Origin of the sequence: Bacillus sp. FSL E2-8887 (genome assembly GCF_038007205.1) — a bacterium.
Taxonomy (GTDB): Bacteria; Bacillota; Bacilli; order Bacillales; family Bacillaceae_G; genus Bacillus_A; species Bacillus_A mycoides.
Genome location: NZ_JBBOWS010000001.1, coordinates 2214842 through 2237390 on the forward strand (window position 1 = coordinate 2214842; position 22549 = coordinate 2237390).

The 22549-nt window shown below is 34.3% G+C and carries 26 protein-coding genes and 2 pseudogenes; 22 read left to right on the forward strand and 6 right to left on the reverse strand.

Annotation, left to right across the window (positions count from 1 at the left end; all coding sequences use genetic code 11):
• Positions 1-283: 283 nt before the first annotated feature.
• Positions 284-853 carry a methyltransferase gene (locus NSQ08_RS11040; RefSeq protein WP_242245537.1) on the reverse strand — a complete coding sequence of 190 codons (570 nt, stop codon included), beginning with the start codon at positions 851-853 and terminating at the stop codon, positions 284-286.
• A gap of 600 nt (positions 854-1453) precedes the next feature.
• Between NSQ08_RS11040 and NSQ08_RS11045 the strand changes: the two genes are divergently transcribed.
• From NSQ08_RS11045 to NSQ08_RS11105, 13 genes are all read left to right on the forward strand, one after another.
• Positions 1454-2296: a metallophosphoesterase gene (locus NSQ08_RS11045; protein WP_340774593.1), complete on the forward strand. Its 843-nt coding sequence runs from the start codon at positions 1454-1456 to the stop codon at positions 2294-2296.
• Between the two features lie 216 nt (positions 2297-2512).
• Positions 2513-2764 carry a hypothetical protein gene (locus NSQ08_RS11050; protein WP_002017002.1) on the forward strand — a complete coding sequence of 84 codons (252 nt, stop codon included), beginning with the start codon at positions 2513-2515 and terminating at the stop codon, positions 2762-2764.
• Between the two features lie 184 nt (positions 2765-2948).
• Positions 2949-3674 carry an ABC transporter ATP-binding protein gene (locus NSQ08_RS11055; RefSeq protein WP_002032219.1) on the forward strand — a complete coding sequence of 242 codons (726 nt, stop codon included), beginning with the start codon at positions 2949-2951 and terminating at the stop codon, positions 3672-3674.
• Positions 3671-4690 (forward strand): ABC transporter permease, encoded by a 1020-nt coding sequence (locus NSQ08_RS11060; RefSeq protein ID WP_002085449.1) that lies wholly within the window; start codon positions 3671-3673, stop codon positions 4688-4690. Before NSQ08_RS11055 ends, NSQ08_RS11060 begins: the two co-directional genes overlap by 4 nt.
• Positions 4691-4714: 24 nt before the next feature.
• Entirely contained in the window at positions 4715-5368 is a 654-nt protein-coding gene (locus NSQ08_RS11065) for a TetR/AcrR family transcriptional regulator (RefSeq protein WP_002065518.1), read from the forward strand.
• 4 nt (positions 5369-5372) lie between these two features.
• Positions 5373-6341 carry a YbgA family protein gene (locus NSQ08_RS11070; RefSeq protein WP_242245539.1) on the forward strand — a complete coding sequence of 323 codons (969 nt, stop codon included), beginning with the start codon at positions 5373-5375 and terminating at the stop codon, positions 6339-6341.
• A 216-nt stretch (positions 6342-6557) separates the two neighbouring features.
• On the forward strand, positions 6558-7703 hold the full coding sequence (locus NSQ08_RS11075; protein WP_002032227.1) for an acyl-CoA dehydrogenase: 1146 nt from the start codon (positions 6558-6560) through the stop codon (positions 7701-7703).
• A 15-nt stretch (positions 7704-7718) separates the two neighbouring features.
• Positions 7719-9056: an acetyl-CoA carboxylase biotin carboxylase subunit gene (locus NSQ08_RS11080; protein ID WP_002141843.1), complete on the forward strand. Its 1338-nt coding sequence runs from the start codon at positions 7719-7721 to the stop codon at positions 9054-9056.
• A gap of 26 nt (positions 9057-9082) precedes the next feature.
• Positions 9083-9298 (forward strand): acetyl-CoA carboxylase biotin carboxyl carrier protein subunit, encoded by a 216-nt coding sequence (locus NSQ08_RS11085; RefSeq protein WP_001985297.1) that lies wholly within the window; start codon positions 9083-9085, stop codon positions 9296-9298.
• A 21-nt stretch (positions 9299-9319) separates the two neighbouring features.
• Positions 9320-10231 carry a hydroxymethylglutaryl-CoA lyase gene (gene mvaB / locus NSQ08_RS11090; protein WP_002017011.1) on the forward strand — a complete coding sequence of 304 codons (912 nt, stop codon included), beginning with the start codon at positions 9320-9322 and terminating at the stop codon, positions 10229-10231.
• Between the two features lie 4 nt (positions 10232-10235).
• The gene (locus NSQ08_RS11095) at positions 10236-11024 is read left to right on the forward strand and encodes an enoyl-CoA hydratase (protein ID WP_002065524.1); all 789 of its coding nucleotides are present in this window, start codon (positions 10236-10238) and stop codon (positions 11022-11024) included.
• 2 nt (positions 11025-11026) lie between these two features.
• On the forward strand, positions 11027-12568 hold the full coding sequence (locus NSQ08_RS11100) for an acyl-CoA carboxylase subunit beta (protein ID WP_002017014.1): 1542 nt from the start codon (positions 11027-11029) through the stop codon (positions 12566-12568).
• Between the two features lie 49 nt (positions 12569-12617).
• Positions 12618-14558 (forward strand): AMP-binding protein, encoded by a 1941-nt coding sequence (locus NSQ08_RS11105; protein ID WP_340774641.1) that lies wholly within the window; start codon positions 12618-12620, stop codon positions 14556-14558.
• A 443-nt stretch (positions 14559-15001) separates the two neighbouring features.
• Here the strand turns inward: NSQ08_RS11105 and NSQ08_RS11110 are convergent, their stop codons facing one another.
• Positions 15002-15199, reverse strand: coding sequence for a hypothetical protein (locus tag NSQ08_RS11110; protein WP_002189672.1), 198 nt, complete (start codon positions 15197-15199; stop codon positions 15002-15004).
• Between the two features lie 317 nt (positions 15200-15516).
• Between NSQ08_RS11110 and NSQ08_RS11115 the strand changes: the two genes are divergently transcribed.
• Together NSQ08_RS11115 and NSQ08_RS11120 are read left to right on the forward strand one after the other, a co-directional pair.
• The gene (locus NSQ08_RS11115) at positions 15517-15732 is read left to right on the forward strand and encodes a hypothetical protein (RefSeq protein WP_002085442.1); all 216 of its coding nucleotides are present in this window, start codon (positions 15517-15519) and stop codon (positions 15730-15732) included.
• 45 nt (positions 15733-15777) lie between these two features.
• On the forward strand, positions 15778-16080 hold the full coding sequence (locus NSQ08_RS11120) for a hypothetical protein (RefSeq protein WP_340774651.1): 303 nt from the start codon (positions 15778-15780) through the stop codon (positions 16078-16080).
• A 17-nt stretch (positions 16081-16097) separates the two neighbouring features.
• Here NSQ08_RS11120 and NSQ08_RS11125 read toward each other — a convergent pair.
• Positions 16098-16154: pseudogene (locus NSQ08_RS11125) on the reverse strand (exosporium leader peptide-containing protein); the annotation flags it as partial.
• Positions 16155-16351: 197 nt separating this feature from the next.
• Positions 16352-16720: an FtsB family cell division protein gene (locus NSQ08_RS11130; RefSeq protein WP_340774653.1), complete on the reverse strand. Its 369-nt coding sequence runs from the start codon at positions 16718-16720 to the stop codon at positions 16352-16354.
• Between the two features lie 331 nt (positions 16721-17051).
• Between NSQ08_RS11130 and NSQ08_RS11135 the strand changes: the two genes are divergently transcribed.
• Together NSQ08_RS11135 and NSQ08_RS11140 are read left to right on the forward strand one after the other, a co-directional pair.
• A complete protein-coding gene (locus tag NSQ08_RS11135) occupies positions 17052-17216 on the forward strand; it encodes a hypothetical protein (protein WP_340774656.1) in 165 nt (54 codons plus the stop codon).
• A gap of 166 nt (positions 17217-17382) precedes the next feature.
• Entirely contained in the window at positions 17383-17763 is a 381-nt protein-coding gene (locus NSQ08_RS11140; protein WP_340774659.1) for a hypothetical protein, read from the forward strand.
• 107 nt (positions 17764-17870) lie between these two features.
• On the opposite strand, the gene NSQ08_RS11145 is transcribed toward NSQ08_RS11140, so the two are convergent.
• A complete protein-coding gene (locus NSQ08_RS11145; RefSeq protein WP_340774662.1) occupies positions 17871-18173 on the reverse strand; it encodes a hypothetical protein in 303 nt (100 codons plus the stop codon).
• Positions 18174-18634: 461 nt separating this feature from the next.
• Between NSQ08_RS11145 and NSQ08_RS11150 the strand changes: the two genes are divergently transcribed.
• The 5 genes and pseudogenes from NSQ08_RS11150 (at position 18635) to NSQ08_RS11170 (ending at position 21432) form a co-directional block, all read left to right on the forward strand.
• Positions 18635-18991, forward strand: a complete 357-nt coding sequence (locus tag NSQ08_RS11150; RefSeq protein ID WP_002032241.1) for a hypothetical protein — start codon at positions 18635-18637, stop codon at positions 18989-18991.
• Between the two features lie 124 nt (positions 18992-19115).
• The gene (locus NSQ08_RS11155) at positions 19116-19631 is read left to right on the forward strand and encodes a GNAT family N-acetyltransferase (protein ID WP_002168335.1); all 516 of its coding nucleotides are present in this window, start codon (positions 19116-19118) and stop codon (positions 19629-19631) included.
• Between the two features lie 46 nt (positions 19632-19677).
• Positions 19678-20238: a hypothetical protein gene (locus tag NSQ08_RS11160; protein WP_340780129.1), complete on the forward strand. Its 561-nt coding sequence runs from the start codon at positions 19678-19680 to the stop codon at positions 20236-20238.
• A pseudogene (locus tag NSQ08_RS11165) lies at positions 20231-20971 on the forward strand (alpha/beta fold hydrolase). The gene NSQ08_RS11160 and the pseudogene NSQ08_RS11165 overlap by 8 nt, the downstream one beginning before the upstream one ends.
• A gap of 2 nt (positions 20972-20973) precedes the next feature.
• Complete coding sequence (locus NSQ08_RS11170; protein ID WP_340774667.1) at positions 20974-21432, forward strand: DinB family protein; 459 nt, start codon at positions 20974-20976, stop codon at positions 21430-21432.
• 58 nt (positions 21433-21490) lie between these two features.
• Here NSQ08_RS11170 and NSQ08_RS11175 read toward each other — a convergent pair whose 3' ends face one another.
• Positions 21491-22507, reverse strand: coding sequence for a D-alanyl-D-alanine carboxypeptidase family protein (locus NSQ08_RS11175; RefSeq protein ID WP_340774670.1), 1017 nt, complete (start codon positions 22505-22507; stop codon positions 21491-21493).
• Positions 22508-22549 lie beyond the last annotated feature (42 nt).

Genomic DNA, 22549 nt, shown 5'->3' on the forward strand with positions numbered 1-22549 from the left:
ATAGTTTGTTGTAATAAATTGTATCTAATAGTCAAACGGATTCTTAAAGAATTGAAGCATAGATAGGTAAAAAACAAACTTTCCGCTGTACTGTATACAAACAAAACAGAAGTCTTAAAAAAGACTTCTATTTTGTGACATATAATGAATGATAAGGTGGTTAACAAATCAAGATAATGTGACTTGAGTGGTAAAAATCTATTTATAGCTGTTTCAGAATTTTTTATAACAAGGTTACTTATGAAAAATGGGACTCTGTTAGGCTAACAAAAATTAAGAAATTCTACTCATTAAAACTTAAACTAACTACAGTTGCGATAGATTGGGCTGCATGTTCCCAGCTTCCATCTATCACTTTTCCAATCTGTTGACCAAGTGCATTTAAATCATTTGGATTAACTGGAATCCCATTATACGCAGCAAGAATTGATAAAAGTGGAGCGGCAAAAGGTGTCCAACCACCTCTATCAATATTAAATACAGGCTTATCTATTACCTTTCCATCTTGCACTGTAAACTCATAATAAAATTGATCATCTGGACGAAAACTTAAATGATGAGAAATTTGTCCCTTAACATATGTTTTACCGCCACCTAAATTTACTACTTCAATTGGTTTCACATTAAATTCATGCTCAAATACTTTAATTTTTTTAACTTCTGGACCATCTAAGGCAGCTTTAACTGCTGTTTCCAAATTATTTTGTGCAAATGGTTGAATACTCATCTGTGTCTCTTCTTGTTGGATAGGAGCCTCTTTTTCAGCAGCAAACACCGATGTACTTGGTAGTGCACCTGTAGCCAATGTAGCTGCAAGTGCTGTCGTCATCATGATTTTTCTTTTCATCTTCATAGTTTTCTTCCTCCCTTAAAGTTATGATATATAATTTTTTAAAGACTGACATGGGGCAATATTTTATTTCATAATGCACGCAAAAAAATAGGTTAAGAATTATGTGAAATTATGTCAGGAAATTAAAGTTAATTATATATGCACTTACAATGATAGCTATCTACACATGTTTTTTCAATTTTCTAACAAATAATACAGTAATACCTTTTCATAAGGCAATTTAGTGTTTCAATTCTCTCTTTTTACGTTTTAAACAAATTAAAATCGTAGTGGTAATAATATATTTGTAATCAAATGTCGTATATACTTCGAGAAAAGTACACAATATTTTTATAAAAAACTATAGGAATTATCATGATATAGTTATCAAACTAAGTAAGATAAATGTTAATATTATGAAGAGATTCCAGTGATCTGCTATAAAATTACTGAAAAATGAGCATGACATCATACACGCATGCGATTGAAAAATTTTATAAGTGGCGTATAAAACTATAACAAATACTACAAATCAATTAAAAAATTTCAGTTATTCTGAATGCGAAGGGCACGTAATATTTATTGTGAACTGTAGTACTGATCAAGATTTTAGGAGGAAATATGAACAAGAAGACTAAAAGAATCATATTAATTATTGGTATATTAGTAGGCATTAGTATCTTTTTATATTTACAAAACAATTTAATAAGTATAACTGAGGTTAAAATAACCTCTAGTAAAATTCCCTCTTCTTTTAAAGGATATAAAATACTACAAATTTCAGATTTACATAATAAAAAATTTGGTGATAAACAAGACGTTTTAATTCAAAAAGTAAAAAGCATAAATCCAGATATTATTGCTATTACGGGTGATTTAATAGACAGTAAATCGTACGATGCAGAAATTAGTATGCAAGTAATACGAGAACTTGTAAAGGAATATCCGGTATATTTTGTGACAGGAAATCATGAAAAATGGTCAGGAAAATATAACAGTTTAGAAAAAAAATTAAAGAAACAGCATGTCACTGTTTTAAGAAATGAACATGTAATAATACAAAAGGGAGGACACGAAATAAACTTGTTAGGAATTGATGATCCCGAATTTAATACTGGAGATATTGATGAAGGAAGTATTGTAAAAGATGCAATTGTAAAAGCAAAAATTGAAACGCAGCCAGATAGGTATAATGTATTATTATCCCATAGGCCTGAATTTTTAGAAGCATATGCTGATGAGCAAGTAGATTTAGTGTTATCGGGTCATGCACATGGGGGACAAGTTCGGTTACCTTTTATCGGGGGATTAGTTGCTCCTAATCAAGGAATACTGCCCAAATATACAGCGGGTTTATATGAACAACAAAATACGTCTATGATAGTTAGTAGAGGATTAGGCAATAGTATCATTCCGCAAAGAGTTTTTAATAGACCTGAGATTGTAGTCGTGCAGTTAAATTAATCTGTACGGCTTTTTTGTTCAGGAGAATAATTTAAAGGTAGTTTTTCTTGAGTACAAGTTTCCATTACAATTTTGTTAAAATTTTTCAACGTTACATAAAGTAACAAAATTTGACCTATTGAGTTTGTTATAGTGTAAATAATCAAAAAACTTAAAAATTAGTCGAGTTAAAATAGTTATTATTAAGCAATATTAAAAATATAAAGGGGTGTACAAATGCATAAAGAATTTGAAATTGAAGAATATACGGCGATTGAGGAGCAAATTCATTATTATAGTACGTCTTTATTAGTAAGTCATCCTGAGCAAATTGTAAAGTATTTAGAAAAACGGTTGGAAAAGTATGCAGAAACGTTACAATATGCACATTTATATCCGGAAACGGTTATATTACCAATACAGCAAATAGTTATCGAATATTCATTAGATGTTGCTAGAATTAGAAGGTATTTAAATTTAAAAACATAACAAAAATCGAATAATTCACAATGAAACAGAGTCGACTTTAAGAAAAGATATTCTAATGTCGACTCTGTTTCATTGATTTAGTAAATAACAGAAAAAATATATGTTTGAAAAGTTTGACATATAATAATTCGAGAGTAAAATAAAAGTGAGTACTCACTCATTTTAAAGAAAAGGGGGATTTTTAGTGCAGCAACCTTCAATTATTTTACGAGATGTATCAAAAAGTTTTGGGAAAAAAGAAGTTTTGCATAACCTTTCGCTGCAAGTAGAAAAAGCAGAAATTTTTGGCTTGGTTGGACCTTCCGGATCAGGGAAAACAACACTCATTAAAATGATTGCAGGTATTAATGAGTCAACTACAGGGGATGTAATTGTTTTTAATACAAACATGCCTAATCTAAATGAAATGAAAAGAATTGGTTATATGGCTCAGGCTGATGCATTATACGAAGAACTATCGGCATATGAAAATGCAGATTTTATTGCAACGATGTATGGGTTAAAAGGTAAGCGTAAGAAAGAGAGAATCGTAGAAGTTTTTGAACTTGTGCAATTATCAGAGCATATGAAAAAGCAAGTACAGCATTTTTCAGGTGGAATGAAAAAACGTTTATCATTAGCGATAGCACTCCTTCATGAACCAGAAATATTAATTTTAGATGAGCCAACAGTTGGGATAGATCCTCTACTTCGAAAATCGATTTGGGAGAAGTTTTATGACCTTAAAAAGAAAGGAACAACTATTATTGTAACAACGCACATTATGGATGAAGCTGAGTTTTGCGAACGTCTAGGGCTAATTAGAGAAGGGAATTTAGTTGCGATTGGCACACCGGAGGAATTGAAAAAACAAACATCTTCTGGACGAATTGAAGATGTCTTTATGTTAGAAGGAGTGATTGAATCATGAGAGTTAATGGTGTAGTCATCCGTATCATTCGTCAATTTTTTCGAGATAAGCGTTCTTTAGCAATGATGTTTGGGGCACCAATGTTATTACTTTGGTTATTGTCGCTAGTATTTACACAAAAAGACTATATACCGCATATTGCTGTAGTCGATGTACCTGCTCCTATAGTAAAAGTAATGAAAAATCAAGAAGCATCAATTTATGAATATAGTAAAGACAAAGCAATTTCGGAATTAGAAAAGCAAAAGGTAGATGCAGTAATTCATTTAGAAAATGGAAAAATGAATCTTCTATTAGAAGGCAGTGATTCATCAAAAAACCGTGCGGTACTTCAAGTATTGCAAAAGAGTACAGAGAAGAATGATGTATCAATGATGAAGCCTGAAGTGGATTATTTACATGGCTCTAAAGACATTACGATGTTCGATGGGCTTGGTCCCGTATTAATTGGTTTCTTTACATTTTTCTTTGTATTTATATTGTCCGGAGTATCTTTTGTAAGAGAACGTTTAAGTGGTACATTAGAGAGATTATTGTCCACACCAGTGAGAAGATGGGAAATAGTTTTAGGATATATTATTGGTTTTGGAATCTTTGCATTTATACAATCTATTATAATTGTAAGTTTTTCAGTTTATATTTTAGATTTATATGTAGCTGGCTCAATATGGCTAACGCTACTTATAACATGTATGCTTTCTTTAACTGCACTAACATTAGGCACATTTTTATCGGCATACGCAAATAATGAATTTCAAATGATTCAATTTATACCGCTTGTTATCGTGCCACAAGTCTTCTTTTCTGGGTTGTTTCCAATGGAATCCATGAATACATGGTTACAAATGTTAGGTAAATTATTTCCACTCACATATGGTGCTGACGCTATGAGACAAGTAATGATTCGGAATCAAGGGTTTACAGAGATTGCATTAGATCTTACTGTATTACTACTTTTTTCACTATTATTTGCAGTAGGAAATGTATTTGCATTAAAGAAACATCGCAAAATATAATGATGATAAAAAGGAGCACAATAAATGAAGAAGGATTGGCTGGAAGAATTAGTTGCCGCAACGAATACTGATAAACGTAATGAACGTCAAATGCGTATATTAGAGGCAGCTGTTGATATGTTTGGAGAAAAAGGGTACGCCTCAACTTCAACGAGTGAAATTGCAAAGCGAGCTGGTGTAGCGGAAGGAACAATCTTCCGCTACTATAAAACGAAAAAAGATTTATTGTTTGCAGTCGTGATGCCGACCTTAACAAAGTTTGCTGCACCATTTTTCGTACAAGCCTTTGCAAAAGAAATATTTAAAACAGAGTATGAATCGTATGAAGTGCTTTTAAGAGTAATAATTCAAAATAGATTTGAATTTGCTAAAAAGCACTTTCCAATGATAAAAATATTAATTCAAGAAGTACCATTTCAGCCGGAACTAAAAAGTGAAATACAACAATTAATAGAAACAGAACTGCTTGTACATTTTAAAAAGCTGATTGCAAAGTTTCAAGAAGAAGGGGAAATTATTGAACTTCCGCCATCTTCCGTATTACGTCTTACTTTATCAGCTGTATTAGGGTTGCTCTTAACTAGGTTTTTATTATTGCCGGAAGAGAAATGGGACGATGAAGTGGAAATTGAAAATACGATTCAATTTATATTGTATGGACTAACGCCACGGAGGTAATGTGATGCGACAATTTGCTAAACCGATAATTGTTGTAAGTAAATGTTTAGAATTTGATGCCTGTCGTTATAATGGAGAGATGGTTCCAGATTTAACAATTCGAAACTTGCAGCCATTTGTTACATTTATACCTGTATGTCCTGAAGTAGAAATTGGTTTAGGGACTCCTCGTGAAACGATACGTATTGTAGAAAAAAATGGAGCGAATAGGCTTGTACAGCCGTCAATACGAGAAGATGTAACTGAAAAAATGAATGAATTTTCAAATACATTTTTACAAACATTACCTGAAGTTGACGGTTTTATTTTGAAGAATCGTTCGCCAAGTTGCGGAACTCGTGATGTGAAAATCTATTCTGGTTTTGAAAAAGGGCCAGTAAAAGGAAAAGGAACTGGATTATTTGGCGGAGCAGTAATAAAAAAATTTTCGCATCTTCCAATTGAAGAAGAAGGTAGATTGTCGAATTTTATTATTAGAGAGCATTTCTTTACAAGATTGTTTACAATCGCGCATTACAAAATGATTAAACATACTAAAAACATAAAAGAACTCGTAGCGTTTCAATCAGATTATAAGTATTTATTTATGGCATATAATCAGGTGAAACAAAAAGAATTAGGGCGTATTATTGCAAATCAAAAAAATGAAACAATGGAAGTCGTATTTGATAACTATGAGAAGACTTTATATGAATTATTTATGCGCGCGCCTCGCTATACATCGAATGTAAATGTATGTGAGCACATTTTCGGATATTTTAAAACAAAGCTAAAAAAACAAGAAAAAGATCATTTTCTAGAACTGATACAAAAATATGCAGAAAAGAAAATACCACTTAGTAGTTTGCTTACAATTTTAAAATCATGGGCCATTCGATTTGATGAAAAGTATTTATTAAGACAAACATATTTTGAGCCATACCCTGAAGGGTTAGTAGAAATTTCTGATTCGGGAAAAGGTAGAGATTATTAAACAATAAATTACATAATTCGACACAAAACCTCCTATGTTGTTGTAGAACAATGTAGGAATTTTTTTGTGCATTGGTACAGAATCTGTTTTAAAATTAAGTTATGACAGAATTATAGCAATTGTCTAACTAATATTCGTGTCTTTTAAGAAGTAATGTTTGTAGTAGAAACTCGCACGCTGTCGAAACTCAATATTCGATAAGGGGTGTGTAGCGGAATGGAATTTACTCTAACTCGCGAAAAACAAATGATTAAAGAAATGGTACGTGACTTTGCTGAAAAGGAAATCGCACCGAAAGCTGTATATTATGACAAAACTGCGGAATTTCCATATGAAACATTTCAAAAAATGGGCGAACTAGGATTATTAGGTATCCCATTCCCGGAAGAGTATGGAGGTTCAGGTGGCGATACGTTATCGTACGCGTTAGCTGTTGAAGAAATTGGTCGTGCTTGTGGTGGAACAGGTTTAAGCTATGCTGCAACAATTTCATTAGGTGCTTCTCCAATTTATTATTTCGGTACAGAAGAACAAAAACAGAAATTTTTAGTTCCAATGGCGTCAGGTAAAACGTTAGGTGCTTTCGGATTAACGGAGCCAAATGCTGGATCTGATGCAGGGGGCACACAAACGAAAGCAATTTTAGATGGCGATGAATATGTTATTAGTGGTGAAAAGTGCTGGATTACAAACGCAGAGTATGCAAATACAATTATTGTAACCGCTATCAACGGTTTTGAAGACAATGGTAAAAAACGTATTTCTGCATTTATCGTACCGACTACTAGTGAAGGATTAACGATTTCAAGCCCTTACGATAAGATGGGTGTTCGTGCTTCTAATACTTGTGAAATCGTACTTGATGGTGTACGTGTACCGAAAGAAAATATTCTTGGTGATGTAAATAAAGGATTTAAACAATTCTTATATACACTTGATGGAGGACGTATTTCAATTGCAGCATTAGCAGTAGGTATTGCACAATCTGCATTTGAGCGTGCATTGCAATATGCGAAAGAACGTCAACAATTTGGAAAACCGATTTCTAATTTCCAAGCGATTCAATTTAAATTGGCTGATATGGCGACTGAAGTAGAATTAGCGCGTAATTTAGTACATAAGGCAGCTTGGTTAAAAGATAACGATAAACCTTTCGGTAAAGAAGCGGCTATGGCAAAGTTGTTTGCATCTGAAGCTGCAAGTCGTATAGCAAATCATGCAGTACAAATTCATGGTGGATATGGCTATATGCGTGAATATGAAGTTGAACGATATATTCGTGATGCAAAACTTTTAGAAATTGGTGAAGGAACTTCTGAAATTCAACGTCTCGTAATTGCAAGACATTTAGGATGTAGATAAAAAGGAGGAGTCACTATGTTTCAAAAAATATTAATTGCTAATCGCGGGGAAATCGCAGTTCGCATTATGAAAACTTGTCAAAAACTTGGCATTCGTACCGTTGCTATTTATTCTGAGGCTGATGAAAATGCCCTTCATGTAAAATTGGCAAATGAAGCTTACTTAGTAGGCGGTCCACGTGTCCAAGAAAGCTATTTAAACCTTGAAAAAATTATTGAAATAGCTAAGAAGACAAATGTTGAAGCAATCCATCCGGGGTACGGATTATTATCAGAGAATCCATCTTTTCCGATTCGCTGTAAAGAAGAAGGAATCGTATTTATCGGTCCTTCAGAAGAAATCATTACTAAGATGGGAAGTAAAATTGAGTCACGTATAGCGATGCAAGCAGCAGATGTACCAGTAGTTCCAGGCATTACTACAAATATAGAAACTGCTGAAGAAGCAATTGAAATTGCAAAACAAATTGGTTATCCATTAATGCTTAAGGCATCCGCGGGCGGCGGAGGCATTGGAATGCAGTTGATGGAAACTGAGCAAACGCTCACCAAAGCATTTGAAAGTAATAAAACAAGAGCGCAAAATTTCTTTGGTAACGGAGAAATGTACTTAGAACGCTATATAGCAGATGCACATCATATTGAAATTCAGCTTTTAGCAGATACACATGGTAATACAGTGTATTTATGGGAACGCGAATGTTCAGTGCAGCGCCGAAATCAAAAAGTAATTGAAGAAGCACCTTCACCATTTTTAGATGAGGGTACACGAAAGGCTATGGGAGAAGTTGCTGTACAAGCTGCTAAAGCACTTGGTTATACAAATGCAGGTACAGTTGAGTTTCTTGTAGATGATCAAAAGAACTTTTATTTCTTAGAAATGAATACGAGATTACAAGTAGAACATCCAGTTACAGAAGAAATTACTGGGTTAGACTTAGTTGAACAACAATTACTTATCGCATATGGTGAGAAGCTATCATTTACACAGGATGATGTAAAACGTAGTGGTCATGCCATTGAGGCTCGTATTTATGCAGAAGATCCGAAAACATTCTTCCCATCACCTGGGAAAATTACAGATTTAACGTTACCGACAAATATACGTATTGATCACTTTTTGGAGAATCAAGTAACGATTACACCTTTCTATGATCCAATGATTGCGAAAGTAATCGCACATGGTGAAACTCGTGAAGAAGCGATTTCAAAATTAAAAATTGCTCTAGAAGAGTTAAAAGTAGAAGGTATTAAAACAAACACACCAATGTTACTGCAAGTACTCGGAGACGATGTGTTCAAAAGTGGTATTTATACAACGGGTTTTGTAACGAAACAACTTGTTAAAAAGTAAGATTTATGAATATTAAGGGGGAAAAAATGATGACGAAAGTATATGCATCGATGGCAGGAAATGTTTGGAAGATTGTTGTAGGAGTAGGAGATACAGTAGAGGAAGAGCAGGATGTCGTCATTTTGGAATCTATGAAAATGGAAATTCCAATCGTTTCAGAAGAAGCCGGAACTGTTATGAAAATTAACGTACAAGAAGGCGATTTTGTAAATGAAGGAGATGTATTACTAGAAATTGAATAGGGAGATATAGGGGGAAGCGAATTGAAACTACCTAATTTTGCTGTCATTAAAGAAGTCGGGCCACGTGATGGCTTACAGAATGAAAAAAAGATTGTTGGCACAAAAGATAAAGTAAAATGGATTCAACTACTTACAGAAGCGGGATTGTCGTACGTTGAAGTTTCCTCATTCGTTCACCCTAAATGGGTTCCTGCATTAGCAGATGCAAGTGATGTATTTTCTGAGCTAAAAAGGGATCCAAATGTTACATATGCAGCGCTTGTTCCAAATCAAAATGGTTTGGAACGAGCTTTTTTGCAAAATGTAGATGAGGTGAATGTTTTTTTATCAGCAAGTGAATCTCACAATAAAAGTAATATTAATAAATCTATTAAAGAAGCATTAGCTGTAATTGAAGATATAACAAAACAGGCAACGTTCGAAGGTAAAAAGGTACGAGGCTATGTTTCTACTGTATTTGGATGTCCTTATGAAGGGGATATAAGTGCCACAGCAGTTGACGAAATATGTAATCAACTATTTTCATACGGCATTTATGAAGTTTCTCTCGGTGACACGATTGGTGTAGCGAATCCATTACAAGTAGAACAAGTATTAGAACATCTATTAAAGAAGTATGATGCTTCGCAGTTTGCAATGCATTTTCATAATACGTATGGAATGGCTCTGGCGAATGTAGTTAAGTCTTTAGAATATGGTATTACAACGTTTGATAGTTCTTGTGGTGGACTCGGAGGATGTCCTTATGCACCAGGAGCATCGGGTAATGTTGCTACTGATGACTTAGTGCATATGCTCCATAAGCTGGGAGTCCAAACTAATATTGATGAAGAAAAGTTATTGAGAGCTAGTCAGTTTATTCAAAGTAAGTTAAATATCCAATTACCGAGTCATGTGTATAGAGCGCTTCAACATAAAACGATAAGTAGGTGAGAAGATGCTACAATTACAAAACATTTCAGTTGACTATGTTACACCGCACGTTGTAAAGATTTCGTTAAATCGTGAAAGACAAGCAAACTCATTATCTTTGGCATTATTAGAAGAATTACAAACTATATTAACTCAAATAAACGAAGAATCAAATACGCGCGTTGTTATTTTAACAGGGGATGGCGAAAAAGCATTTTGCGCTGGTGCTGATCTAAAAGAGCGTGCCAACATGAGTGAAGAACAAGTTCGCCATGCTGTGGGTATGATTCGTTCTACTATGGAGATGGTGGAACAATTACCACAACCAGTTATTGCTGCTATTAATGGAATCGCACTTGGTGGAGGTACTGAATTAAGCTTAGCTTGTGATTTTAGAATTGCTTCTGACACTGCAAGTCTAGGTCTCACTGAAACTTCTCTTGCAATTATACCTGGAGCAGGTGGTACGCAGCGTTTACCGAGATTAATTGGAGTCGGTAGAGCAAAAGAATTAATTTATACAGGAAGACGTATTTCGGCGCAAGAAGCGAAAGAATATGGTTTAGTAGAATTCGTAGTACCAGCTGATTTACTAGAAGAGAAAGCAATTGAAATTGCAGATCGAATTGCTAATAATGGTCCAATTGCTGTTCGATTAGCAAAAGAAGCAATTTCAAATGGAATTCAAGTAGATTTACATACCGGCTTACAAATGGAAAAACAGGCGTATGAGGGCGTAATCCATACGAAAGATAGATTAGAAGGATTACAGGCATTCAAGGAAAAACGCAAACCAATGTATAAGGGGGAGTAAATATGTTAGATCAAAAACAACAATCTAATTCATTTGAAGAACGAGTTGAAACAATTAAGCAAGGCGGGGCACCGAAATATCATGAACAAAACAAAGCAAAAGGGAAACTTTTTGTTCGAGATCGTTTAGCTCTTTTATTCGATAATGGTGAATATGTGGAAGATGCATTATTTGCAAATTGTGAACAAACTGGATTACCAGCTGATGGTGTTGTAACTGCGACTGGTAAAATACATGGTCGTACTGCGTGCGTAATGGCAAATGATTCGACTGTAAAAGCTGGATCATGGGGAGCACGTACAGTTGAAAAAATTCTACGAATTCAAGAAACAGCAGAAAAATTACGTGTACCGTTATTTTATTTAGTTGATTCTGCTGGAGCGCGTATTACAGATCAAGTTGAAATGTTCCCTGGACGCCGCGGTGCAGGAAGAATCTTTTATAACCAAGTGAAATTATCTGGTAAAGTGCCACAAATTTGTTTATTATTTGGACCTTCGGCGGCTGGTGGTGCGTATATTCCAGCATTTTGTGACGTTGTTATGATGGTTGAAGGAAATGCTTCTATGTATTTAGGGTCTCCGCGTATGGCTGAAATGGTTATCGGTGAGAAGGTAACTTTAGAAGAAATGGGCGGAGCACGTATGCATTGCTCAGTATCAGGATGCGGAGATGTTTTATGTAAAACAGAAGAAGATGCAATTACGCAAGCAAGACAATATATTTCTTATTTTCCAAGTAACTATTTAGAAAAGACTCCTTTGATTACACCTCAAGAACCGAAACAGTTCGATAAAACGTTAGAAGAAATCATTCCAGAAAATCAAAATGCTCCTTTCAATATGAAAGATCTCATTAACAGAATTATTGATGAAGGATCTTTCTTTGAAGTGAAAAAATTATTTGCTCAAGAACTAATTACAGGTTTAGCACGTATTGATGGTAAGCCAATTGGCATTATTGCAAATCAGCCGCGTATGAAGGGCGGCGTATTATTCCACGATTCAGCTGATAAAGCAGCGAAGTTTATAAATTTATGCGATGCATACCATATCCCATTATTATTCCTTGCAGATGTACCTGGATTTATGATTGGTACAAAAGTAGAACGTGCCGGAATTATTCGTCACGGTGCAAAAATGATCTCTGCAATGAGTGAAGCAACTGTACCGAAAATTTCTATCGTCGTTCGAAAAGCATATGGAGCTGGCTTATATGCAATGGCAGGTCCAGCGTTTGAACCAGATTGCTGCTTAGCATTACCAACAGCTTCTATTGCAGTAATGGGTCCAGAAGCAGCGGTTAATGCTGTATATGCAAATAAGATTGCAGCTTTACCAGAAGAAGAGCGTGCAAGCTTTATTGCTGAAAAACGAGAAGAGTATAAGAAAGATATTGATATTTACCGTTTAGCATCAGAGATGGTGATTGATGGTATTGTTCATCCAAATAATTTACGTGAAGAGTTAAAAGGACGATTCGAAATGTATATGAGCAAATATCAAGTATTCACGGATCGTAAACATCCTGTATATCCAGTTTAAAAGCCCTATTTAGGGCTTTCTTGCTCAAAAAGTCAAGGAGGGGAAAACATTGAAACAAGCAGTTTGGTTTCCAACAGAAGAATATAAAGAAAAAACGCGTTTATTTGGTTGGATGAAATCATTAGGCTATGAAGATTACGAAGCTTTTTATAATAAGTCAATTGAAGAAACAGCATGGTTTTGGGGAGAAGCTGAGAGAGCAGTTGGCTATCAGTGGATGAAAACATATACAGAAGTGTTAGATTTAGAAAATGGTACACCGTTTGCACAGTGGTATACTGAGGGAACTTGTAACGTTGTAGAATCTGCTTTATCTCGCTGGCTTGCAGACGATAAAACGAAAACACAAGCAGCACTTATGTATGAAGGGGAAAACGGAACTTCGAAATCATTTACATATGAAGAGCTTGACAGCTGGGTAAGCCGTGTTGCCAACGGTTTGAAACATGCTGGTATTGAAAAAGGTGATCGTGTAACAATTTACATGCCAATGATTCCTGAAACAGTTGTTGCTATGTTAGCGGTAATGAAAATTGGAGCGATTATTTCACCAATATTCTCAGGTTTTGCTGCTGATGCAGTAATGACACGTGTACAAGCGGCTGGTTCAAAAATGGTTATTACCGCAGATGGCTTTTCACGCCGTGGGAAAATTGTTTCATTAAAAGATGAAGTAGATAAAGCTTGTGAACATTGTCCAACTGTTGAAAAGGTGGTAATTGTTCGTCATGCAGGAAATGATTTTACACCGCATAATTATGATTTTTCATGGAGTACGTTAGAAAAAGAAAAACCATTTATACATGCTGAAGAAATGAACAGTGATGATCCATTAATGCTTATATATACATCTGGAACGACTGGTAAGCCGAAGGGGACAGTACACATACATGCTGGTTTCCCGCTAAAATCTGCATTTGATGCAGGGTTTGGAATGAATATAAAACAAGGCGACCGAGTATTATGGGTAACTGATATGGGCTGGATGATGGGACCATTTTTACTATTCGGCTCTTTAATTAATGGCGCAACAATGGTTATGTATGAAGGTGTCCCAGACTTTCCAGAAGCAGACCGCTTATGGGAGACAGTCGATAAATATGAAATTACTCATCTCGGTATTTCACCAACGTTAATCCGTGCATTAATGGCAAAAGGTGATGAATATGTAAATAAACACTCGTTAAAGAGTTTAGAAGTATTCGCATCAACAGGAGAACCTTGGAATCCAGACCCATGGATGTGGTTATTTAATACAGTTGGTAAAGGTAAAGTACCAATTTGTAACTATTCAGGTGGAACTGAAATTTCAGGTGGGATTTTCGGGAATGTCCTAATTAAGCCGATCGCACCGATTAGTTTTAACGCATCTTTACCAGGAATGGCAGCGGTTGTACTTGATGATCAAGGTAAACCAATTCGAGATGAAGTCGGAGAATTATGTTTAGAAAAACCTTGGGTAGGTATGACGAAAAGTTTCTGGGAAGATGATGAACGTTATGTAAACACATATTGGTCACGCTTTGAAAATAAATGGGTTCATGGGGACTGGGTCATTTATGACGGTGAGCAATACATCATCACAGGACGTTCAGACGATACGCTAAATATTGCAGGGAAACGTATTGGGCCTGCTGAATATGAATCTATTCTTGTGAAGCATAATGATGTAATAGAAGCAGCGGCAGTTGGTGTACCGGATGATGTAAAAGGAGAAGTTTGTCATTGTTTTGTTGTATTACGAGATGGTGTAACATTCTCAGGAGAATTAAAGAAAGAATTAATGAGTTTAGTAAACTCTCATATTGGTAAAGCTTTATGTCCAAAAGACATCCACGTTGTAGAAGATTTACCAAAAACACGAAATTCTAAAGTAATGCGACGTGTTATTAAAGCAGCTTACTTAGGAAAAGAGTTAGGAGATTTATCGTCACTTGTAAATCCTGAAGTAGTTCCGTTTATTCAGGGGTTACAGTCTAGCAAACTATAAAATTACGAATGAGCTCTATGTAAATAGAGCTCATTTTTAATGTTTACAAAAAGATAAGAGAGAAAAAGTAAATTTGAAGTTAAAAAATCTACTATTAGTGTTAAGTATATCTGTTTGTTTTTAGTTTTTATCAAAATAGGATACTATAGCTGTCTATTCAATGGAGTGATTGAATTTTGTTAAGAATGAAAATTTAGTGAAGAAAAAAGTAATGAATAAAAGGAGAAATCCCTGGGGGACAGGGATTCAATAAGGGAGATATTATTGTCGTTCAATGTCGAAATTTGGCGTATCCGACAAATTAATATTATCACGAATTTTCAGGAGATTGTGATAGTGGATGTGTCAAAAATGTGTACGGGTTTCATATAAAAGTGTTATTTAAATAGGAAAAGGGAAAAGAATTAAGTTCACTCGTTCTTAAGATTTTTTCCCTTTTAAGTTTACTGTTTGTTCGTTGTTCTATATACATCTGAAATTGGTAAATCTTCGCCATGTAAAGCTTGAGTACTGTCCTTTTTGTTTGAATTATGTGCCTCCTGAGAGGTTTCTTGCAGTTGTTCTTGGGCCTTACTAGGGGTATTCAGCGCATCTAATGACACAGAATCAAGTTGTTGACTTAATAAATCTTTTTTATCCATGTTATGTAGCTCCTTTTTGAACTTAGATATAAAAACAAAGTATTTTTAAATAGTTACGTGGGTATTATGTATCTTTGAATGGAATTATATACACAAACTATATTGAGAATTTAACTAATTATAAAAATTACTTGTGCTGACAAGCTTAAGAAATATAAAGATCATTAGTTCTTAATAAAAGCGTTATTTTAGTAGGGTGTTACGAAATTTCATTTGAAAGGAACATCCCAATGATAAAAAAGAGCACTGTAAATCAGTGCTCATCTTATTAGATATTGCTTAGTCCTTAAAAATAAAACCGTTACGGACAATTCACAATGGTAATAGTGACGCTAGCCATTGTTCCAGGAGAATCAAGAAGTGAAGCAGTAACGGTTACTGTTCCAGGCCCATTAGCGGCTAGAAATACAGCGGTAAAGTTACCTGAAGCATTGGTAATGACCGCAAGAGGAACCATGAAAGCAAGAGAAGGGTTACTAAATGAAAAACTGACCACTACTCCTGGAGTAGGACTACCGTTTACTAATACTTGACCCGAAAAAAATAAAGTATTATTTCCTTGAGTGGATACACATGCTGTGGTTTCGTTAGAAGTCAAGGTAATAGATGCAGGCCCAGCAGGAAGATTAAATCCGGTTGGTCCGGTTGGTCCGGTTGATCCGGTAGAACCAGTTGGTCCGGTTGGTCCGGTTGGTCCAGTTGGTCCGGTTGGTCCAGTTGGTCCGGTTGGTCCAGTTGGTCCGGTTGGTCCAGTTGGTCCGGTTGGTCCGGTTGGTCCAGTTGGTCCGGTTGGTCCAGTTGGTCCGGTTGGTCCGGTTGATCCGGTAGAACCAGTTGATCCGGTTGATCCAGTAGAACCAGTAGGACCGGTAGGGAATTGAAAGGGTGGAGCAGGTGGAAGTGTAGGTCCAATAGAACCCGGATTAAGTGCAGCAAAAGATAAAAACTCGTCCATTATATATCACCTCTAAAAATCGTATTACTAATAGTAAATGTAATGATAGAGCAAAGGGAAATGGACAAGCGGTTGTATTTTAATAAATTAAACAAAATAGTTATTTGATAGAAAGAGAGATTAGTATGATTACTTTAGAAATTAAATATAAAAAGGCGATTATCTTCATATCGCCTTTTGGATAATACAGTGTAATTTTATTCAGTTATTTGAAATATAGTTTCATTCGGTTTGGAAAATCCATACAGCTTCCTTGCGAATTTTAAAACTTCTTCTTCACTACCTGTTAAAACTTTAACATCATTTTTAAGGGTATGACCATCCTTCTTTAAAGTAGATAATTTTTGTTGCTCCGTATTAACCGTGATTTGTTTCTCTTTAATCATTTCTTGCTGGTTATTAAGAGAATATTGAAGGACAAAAATTACAGGTAATATAAAAGCTAAAGTAGTTATAATACGGCGTCTTGTTTTTTTATTATTACCTTGTTTGGTGTTAGCGTTCACTTGCTGTGAGGGTATCTTAGGATTTGATTGTTGTGATGATATTTTTGGGATGTTTCCCATTAAAATGCCTCCATTACTGATTGTAGAATTTAAACCGTTTAAAAGTATTATAAATGTTCAATGGGAATTTTAGAAGATAGTTTAATATAGGTGAGTTTTGTAAAGTTTAAACAAAATCCTTATTTAAATAAAAGGAACCCCGATTGTCTGCGGGGCTCCTAAGGGTAATCGTCAAGTAATGACGTATACTCGACTAGTTAACGATATCATGAATTTTTTGGTAAATATACTGGTAAATGCGTCCAAATTAATGAGAGCATTATTTGAAACAAAAACGCTATTTTAATAGGGAGGGGAATAATGATGATTCTATGGGACAAGCGAGTATACATTGTATCAAGGTGATCATTTTATTACAGAGGGGACAATTTTAGAGGTTAGTGAAAAGGCGAATAAATCATTATATTGGCTTTGGTGCATGTTAGCTCCAAGCTATGAAAAAGTGTGCGGTAATAGTACAAAGCGACTTCGGTTGATTCGGATAGATGATGAATGATATAAAAATTTCATTTTGTAGAGAAATGAGGTGATTAAGGATGGGCATAGAATATGCCATGTTTGTATTAAAAAAGAGCAGAATTTAGCCTATATATAAAGATTTTGGAATTGTTCTAAAGGGGGGAATATCTGAAATATAAATAATTGAAGGGAGTGAGCTAATAATGGAAACTAGTACTTTTTTAGGATTGTTTTGGGGATGGATAACGGTTATCGTATCGGGAATACTTTTCGTACGTCCATCGGTACTACGTGAATTGAAAAAATTAGTGGTTGAAGACAGAGGATTTGGTATTATGTATGGTTTTCTATCGATTTTCCTAGGGTTAGGTAGTGTAATCCTACATAATGTATGGGTATTCAACTGGCAGGGGTTCCTAACGGTTATTGCATGGCTTGCATTATTAAAGGGAATCTACATAATTGCATATCCTGAACCCTCCAAGAAAACAGACTTTGAATTAAGGGTACTATCTACACGTATAGGGCTCGCTATCATTGGCGCCTTGGCTTTATGGATGCTTATAGTAATCTATATAAAATAATCCTTTTCTAATAAGAACTATATTAAAATAAATCTCTACGTGTTCATTGACAAAAAGCTGACTATACTTAGTCAGCTTTTTGTATATTACATTCTAGTATTTATCGGTCACAAAAGACATGTTCTCTCTTTTAAGTCGATATCGAAAATATTACCAATTTTTTCTTTTACAATGACAACAAATAAAGAAACATTTACAACAACACTTATTTCGTTTAGAACTCCAATCATTATCACAATGATCCTTTTCTTTAGATTTCCACCAATCATCATTACAATGCTTTTCCTTAGAACTCCAATCATCATCACAATGATTCTTTTCTTTAGATTTCCACCAGTCATCACAACAATGCTTTTTCTTAGAACTCCAGCAATCATTTTTCCAGGACATTCTTTTATACCTCCCTTCAATAGGATTCATACTATTCTATGTTTTAGTAAAAGAATGGCTTGTTTATTAACCTATTATTTTACCTTTATATGATAGAGTGCTTTCTACTAGATATAGAATTCATACAAACTATGCTAATTTTCAAGAGATAGTTGAGAGAACTACTGGTTATGATATTAATCAACAAACACTTGTTGAAGGAAACGTTAAGATTTTAAATAATATCTTATTTTGGAGTACGCTTTTCTGAATGTATATTTCACAATGGTAAAGGAAAAATACACCATATCACTGCGAACAAAGCCTATGTATATGTGAAGTAATAGGAAAAGGTGGTCCCTATTCAAGGAGCCGGCTTATTAAAAGTATAAATAAGAAGGTTTAGTACAAGTGTTTGTTTTTTTGTTTCTATGCTTTTGTCTCGTACACTTTTAAGCTATTGGACATACTTTACTAGTAGAAAGGATTAGGGGGTGAGGTTTTGGGTTCTCGATTTAATAATTGTAGAAAGAAATGTACGTGTAAGCATGATGATTGTTGGGACATTTTTGAAGAGTGTAAAAAGGAAAAGAATGAGAAATGTGACAGCTCTTGTGTACAAGGAATTAGAGATGAGCTTAAAAAATTAATTAATAAAACAGTGCGAATTAACACTGAAGGACGTACTTATATAGGTACTGTTTCTTCGGTAACTTGCGATGTTGTTAAGCTAGCTGCTATTCCTGGTTCAGTTGCAGCAATTATATCTCTTTGTAAAATTGAAGCAATTTTACCACCTGCTACAACTGTTACTGATGAGTTTGATTTTAACGGTGTTGACGTAGCAAATAAAGATTAATTATGCTTTATTGATGCTAAGCCATTCTTATGAATGGCTTTTTATTTTGTTTAAAAGGGAATATATTTTTCATATAGAAATAAATTTGAAGGTGTATAAAAGGTTGTGTGAAAGGAGAATGAGAGTGATCAAGCTGAAACAATTTACAAGAACTGATTTCAAACAATTAATAAATTGGATTAATTCCGAAGAATTTCTAATACAATGGTCGGGAAATGCATTCACATATCCTTTAAATGAACAGCAATTAGAGAAATATACAGAATGTGCAAACACACTGGCATTCAAAATAATGGATGAAGAGACTAAAGCAGTTATTGGTCATATTTCTCTTGGACAAATAGATAATATAAATAAGTCTGCTAGAATTGGAAAAGTGCTAGTTGGTAATACGAAAATGAGAGGGCGTTCTATAGGGAAACATATGATGAAAGCCGTACTTTGTATTGCTTTTGATGAATTAAAACTACATAGAGTAACTCTTGGTGTTTATGACTTTAATAAGTCAGCTATTTCTTGTTACGAAAAAATAGGTTTTGTAAAAGAAGGTTTATTAAGAGAGTCAAAAAGAGTAGGAGAAACGTATTGGAATTTATGGGAAATGAGTATGTTAGAATATGAATGGAACAATAAAAAATAGTGTTTTATAATTATATTATGTTAACAAAAGGGGTTTGGTGGGAATCGTGAATAAAAAAACAAAAATAATTTCAATTGCAGCTGTTTCAGGGGGCGGTAAAACTACCATTACAGAAAGTTTAGCTCATGAGTTGAAAAACTCAAAGGCTCTATATTTTGATAGATATAAATTTGATAACTGTCCGGTTGATCTTTGCAAATGGATTGATGATGGAGCTAATTACGATGAATGGGTACTTACACCGCTAATGAATGATATTCAGCGTTCTATACAAGATAGTAGTTTAGATTATATTATTGTAGATTATCCTTTTGCATACTTAAATAGAGAAGTGGGACAATTCATTGATGTAACTATATTTATCGATACACCTTTAGATATTGCGATGGCTAGAAGAATTTTGAGAGATTTTAAAGAAGATACAATGAGTGAAATACATAATAATTTGAAACATTACATGACACATGCGAGAAAAGCTTATTTAGAGGCAATTCATACTGTTAAGCCGAATTCGGATATTGTATTGGATGGATCTTTATCTGTAAGTGAAATAATTAATCATGTTGTAGAGGAACTTAGTCGAAGAGAAGTGATTGTCAATGGTTAAATGTATTGAGGAATATGTACCAGTTGATAACTTTAAAATATATACGAAAATATTCCAAGGAAAGAAGAAGCGACCAGTTATAATATTGGAAGCAGGTTATGGTGATTATTCAAAGGCATGGGATCGTATTGCGGAAGGGCTGACAGAATATGGGACGGTACTCACATATGATCGAGCTGGATTAGGAAAAAGTGAGAATAGCTCTAAGCTACGCATTAGTTCTGAAATGGTAAAAGATTTAAGAGATTGTTTAAAGCAACTTCATTTAAGCCCACCATATATATTTGTAGGTCATTCATTTGGTGGTATTAATGCACGTTTATTTACGACTTTTTATCCTGATGGTATGTTGGGAATCGTTTTGGTTGATTCAACACCAGAAAATTATAAAGAAGATTTTTTACCAATAATGCCTCCAGAATTTCAAGAAGCTTACTATAAGCAATTTGTATATGAAAGTTCATATGAATAATTTATGTTTAGTCTAGGTGAAGCAGATCGACATTGTAAATCAATGAGTGATATTCCACTTGTCGTGTTAGCTGCTGGAAAAAAAGCCTTTTATTCAGCAGATGCACAACTGAAATGGTTACAATTGCAAGAAGAATTATTACAATTATCAGCCAATAATAAATTTATAATTGCAGAAAATAGTGGTCACTATATTCAAAAAGATGAACCACATTATGTAATAGATGCTGTTAAGTGGATCCTTGGGGTAGGGGAGAGATAAATATGTACACTTTATTTCAACACAATTGGCAAGTAAGAGATGATTGGTTTAAATGGTGTGAACAACTTACAGAGGAAGAATTACTTCGCAAACGTGTTGGAGGTGTTGGGAGTATTTTAGAAACACTTTTCCATATTGTAGATGTTGAGTATAGCTGGATTAGTGCACTTCAAGAAAAAGAGGATAACGAACCACAGTTTAAAGATTATCAATCAATCAAAAAAGTGAAAGCGCTATCTGATTCATATCGACGAGAATTAGAAGAGTTTTTGCAAATATGGTCTGGTGACCTAGAATATAAGATAGTAAAAGCTTCGTGGACAGATAAAACATATAAATACGGTGAAGTTTTAAGGCATGTAATTGTACATGAAATTCATCATATTGGTCAGATATCTATATGGGCAAGAGAATTAAATCTTCAGCCCGTTTCAGCGAATTTAATTGGAAGAGGATTGTAGATTTAGAAACCGACTTGCAGTGTAAACGCAAGTCGGTTTTTATATATAAGAAGATTTCTTAATTAAAATCCTCGGCTTTTTTTTGACGTATATATAAAAACATTAAGATTGTAATGATGAAAAAGATCATAATCGTTTGTATGATTAAATTTTTAAACTGAAACAATATTGTCCAAGATGTAACAGCATCTTTAAAAGCTTGGAGTGCAGAGTACGAGGAAGGATCAAAACCGTACTGAAGTAACTTTTTTGTTTCAATAAAAGTACTGTTTTCATCACCGGCGTCTAATATTACTGAAATAAGTCTAGTATCTCCTCGTGTGGCTGTACTGACAAAACTATAATTACCATTAGTTGAAAAACTAGTTTGTAAGCCGTCAACACCTTGGAGTTTAATGTTTTTATTAAGGGAATATATCATTTTATTTGTATTGAAAACTTTTGAATCTTTGAAGGTAAATTGGTAAGAGGTTAGTTTCGTAACATTCAATACATCTGGAAAGTCTTTTACTAATTGTGTTGCTAGTTTAGCGACGTCTATCGATGTTGTAGTTGATTGTTTATTCGTATCGTTATTAATTCCAGTAGCATTTAGAAACGGGGATGGTTGTGATAACTTTAGTTGTTTTGCTTTGTCATTCATTAAAAGTGTAAAGTTATCTTCGTTTCCAGCAATGTGTTCTGCAAGGGCAAGTGCGGAACGATTATTCCCTGTCAAAAACAATGCATGAAGTAAATCACGAACCGTCGTTTTATCTTTCGAAGTTACTTGTATAGGACTCGTTTCTGCTCGGAAAACTTCGCTACTTATTTTTACTAATTCATCTAACTGTATTTTCCCTTCATTCAGTTGTTCCAGTGCGATATACTCTGTCATTAATTTAGATAAAGTAGCTGATTGTATAGGAGTTTCTTCATTTTTTTTATAAACAATCTCACCAGAATTAGTATCTATTAAAATAGCTGATTTAGCTTGAATAATTGGACCATTTACATAAAGATAAAAATATAAAACGATAAGTGCAGTAATAAGAAAAGATAATAATAAAACTGTTATTTTTTTCAAGAATTGCATTAGCGATCCTCCTAATATTACATCAATAATATTATTGTAAAA

What these genes read in the sequence shown, in the direction of transcription:
- NSQ08_RS11085 (WP_001985297.1), top strand. Translation starts at nt 9,083, where the DNA reads ATGATGACGAAAGTATATGCATCGATGGCAGGAAATGTTTGGAAGATT.
- NSQ08_RS11040 (WP_242245537.1), bottom strand. Translation starts at nt 853, where the DNA reads ATGAAGATGAAAAGAAAAATCATGATGACGACAGCACTTGCAGCTACA.
- NSQ08_RS11070 (WP_242245539.1), top strand. Translation starts at nt 5,373, where the DNA reads ATGCGACAATTTGCTAAACCGATAATTGTTGTAAGTAAATGTTTAGAA.
- NSQ08_RS11110 (WP_002189672.1), bottom strand. Translation starts at nt 15,199, where the DNA reads ATGGATAAAAAAGATTTATTAAGTCAACAACTTGATTCTGTGTCATTA.
- NSQ08_RS11095 (WP_002065524.1), top strand. Translation starts at nt 10,236, where the DNA reads ATGCTACAATTACAAAACATTTCAGTTGACTATGTTACACCGCACGTT.
- NSQ08_RS11080 (WP_002141843.1), top strand. Translation starts at nt 7,719, where the DNA reads ATGTTTCAAAAAATATTAATTGCTAATCGCGGGGAAATCGCAGTTCGC.
- NSQ08_RS11065 (WP_002065518.1), top strand. Translation starts at nt 4,715, where the DNA reads ATGAAGAAGGATTGGCTGGAAGAATTAGTTGCCGCAACGAATACTGAT.
- NSQ08_RS11175 (WP_340774670.1), bottom strand. Translation starts at nt 22,507, where the DNA reads ATGCAATTCTTGAAAAAAATAACAGTTTTATTATTATCTTTTCTTATT.
- NSQ08_RS11115 (WP_002085442.1), top strand. Translation starts at nt 15,517, where the DNA reads ATGGTAATAGTGACGCTAGCCATTGTTCCAGGAGAATCAAGAAGTGAA.
- NSQ08_RS11100 (WP_002017014.1), top strand. Translation starts at nt 11,027, where the DNA reads ATGTTAGATCAAAAACAACAATCTAATTCATTTGAAGAACGAGTTGAA.
- NSQ08_RS11045 (WP_340774593.1), top strand. Translation starts at nt 1,454, where the DNA reads ATGAACAAGAAGACTAAAAGAATCATATTAATTATTGGTATATTAGTA.
- NSQ08_RS11075 (WP_002032227.1), top strand. Translation starts at nt 6,558, where the DNA reads ATGGAATTTACTCTAACTCGCGAAAAACAAATGATTAAAGAAATGGTA.
- NSQ08_RS11170 (WP_340774667.1), top strand. Translation starts at nt 20,974, where the DNA reads ATGTACACTTTATTTCAACACAATTGGCAAGTAAGAGATGATTGGTTT.
- NSQ08_RS11050 (WP_002017002.1), top strand. Translation starts at nt 2,513, where the DNA reads ATGCATAAAGAATTTGAAATTGAAGAATATACGGCGATTGAGGAGCAA.
- NSQ08_RS11060 (WP_002085449.1), top strand. Translation starts at nt 3,671, where the DNA reads ATGAGAGTTAATGGTGTAGTCATCCGTATCATTCGTCAATTTTTTCGA.
- NSQ08_RS11140 (WP_340774659.1), top strand. Translation starts at nt 17,383, where the DNA reads ATGGAAACTAGTACTTTTTTAGGATTGTTTTGGGGATGGATAACGGTT.
- NSQ08_RS11130 (WP_340774653.1), bottom strand. Translation starts at nt 16,720, where the DNA reads ATGGGAAACATCCCAAAAATATCATCACAACAATCAAATCCTAAGATA.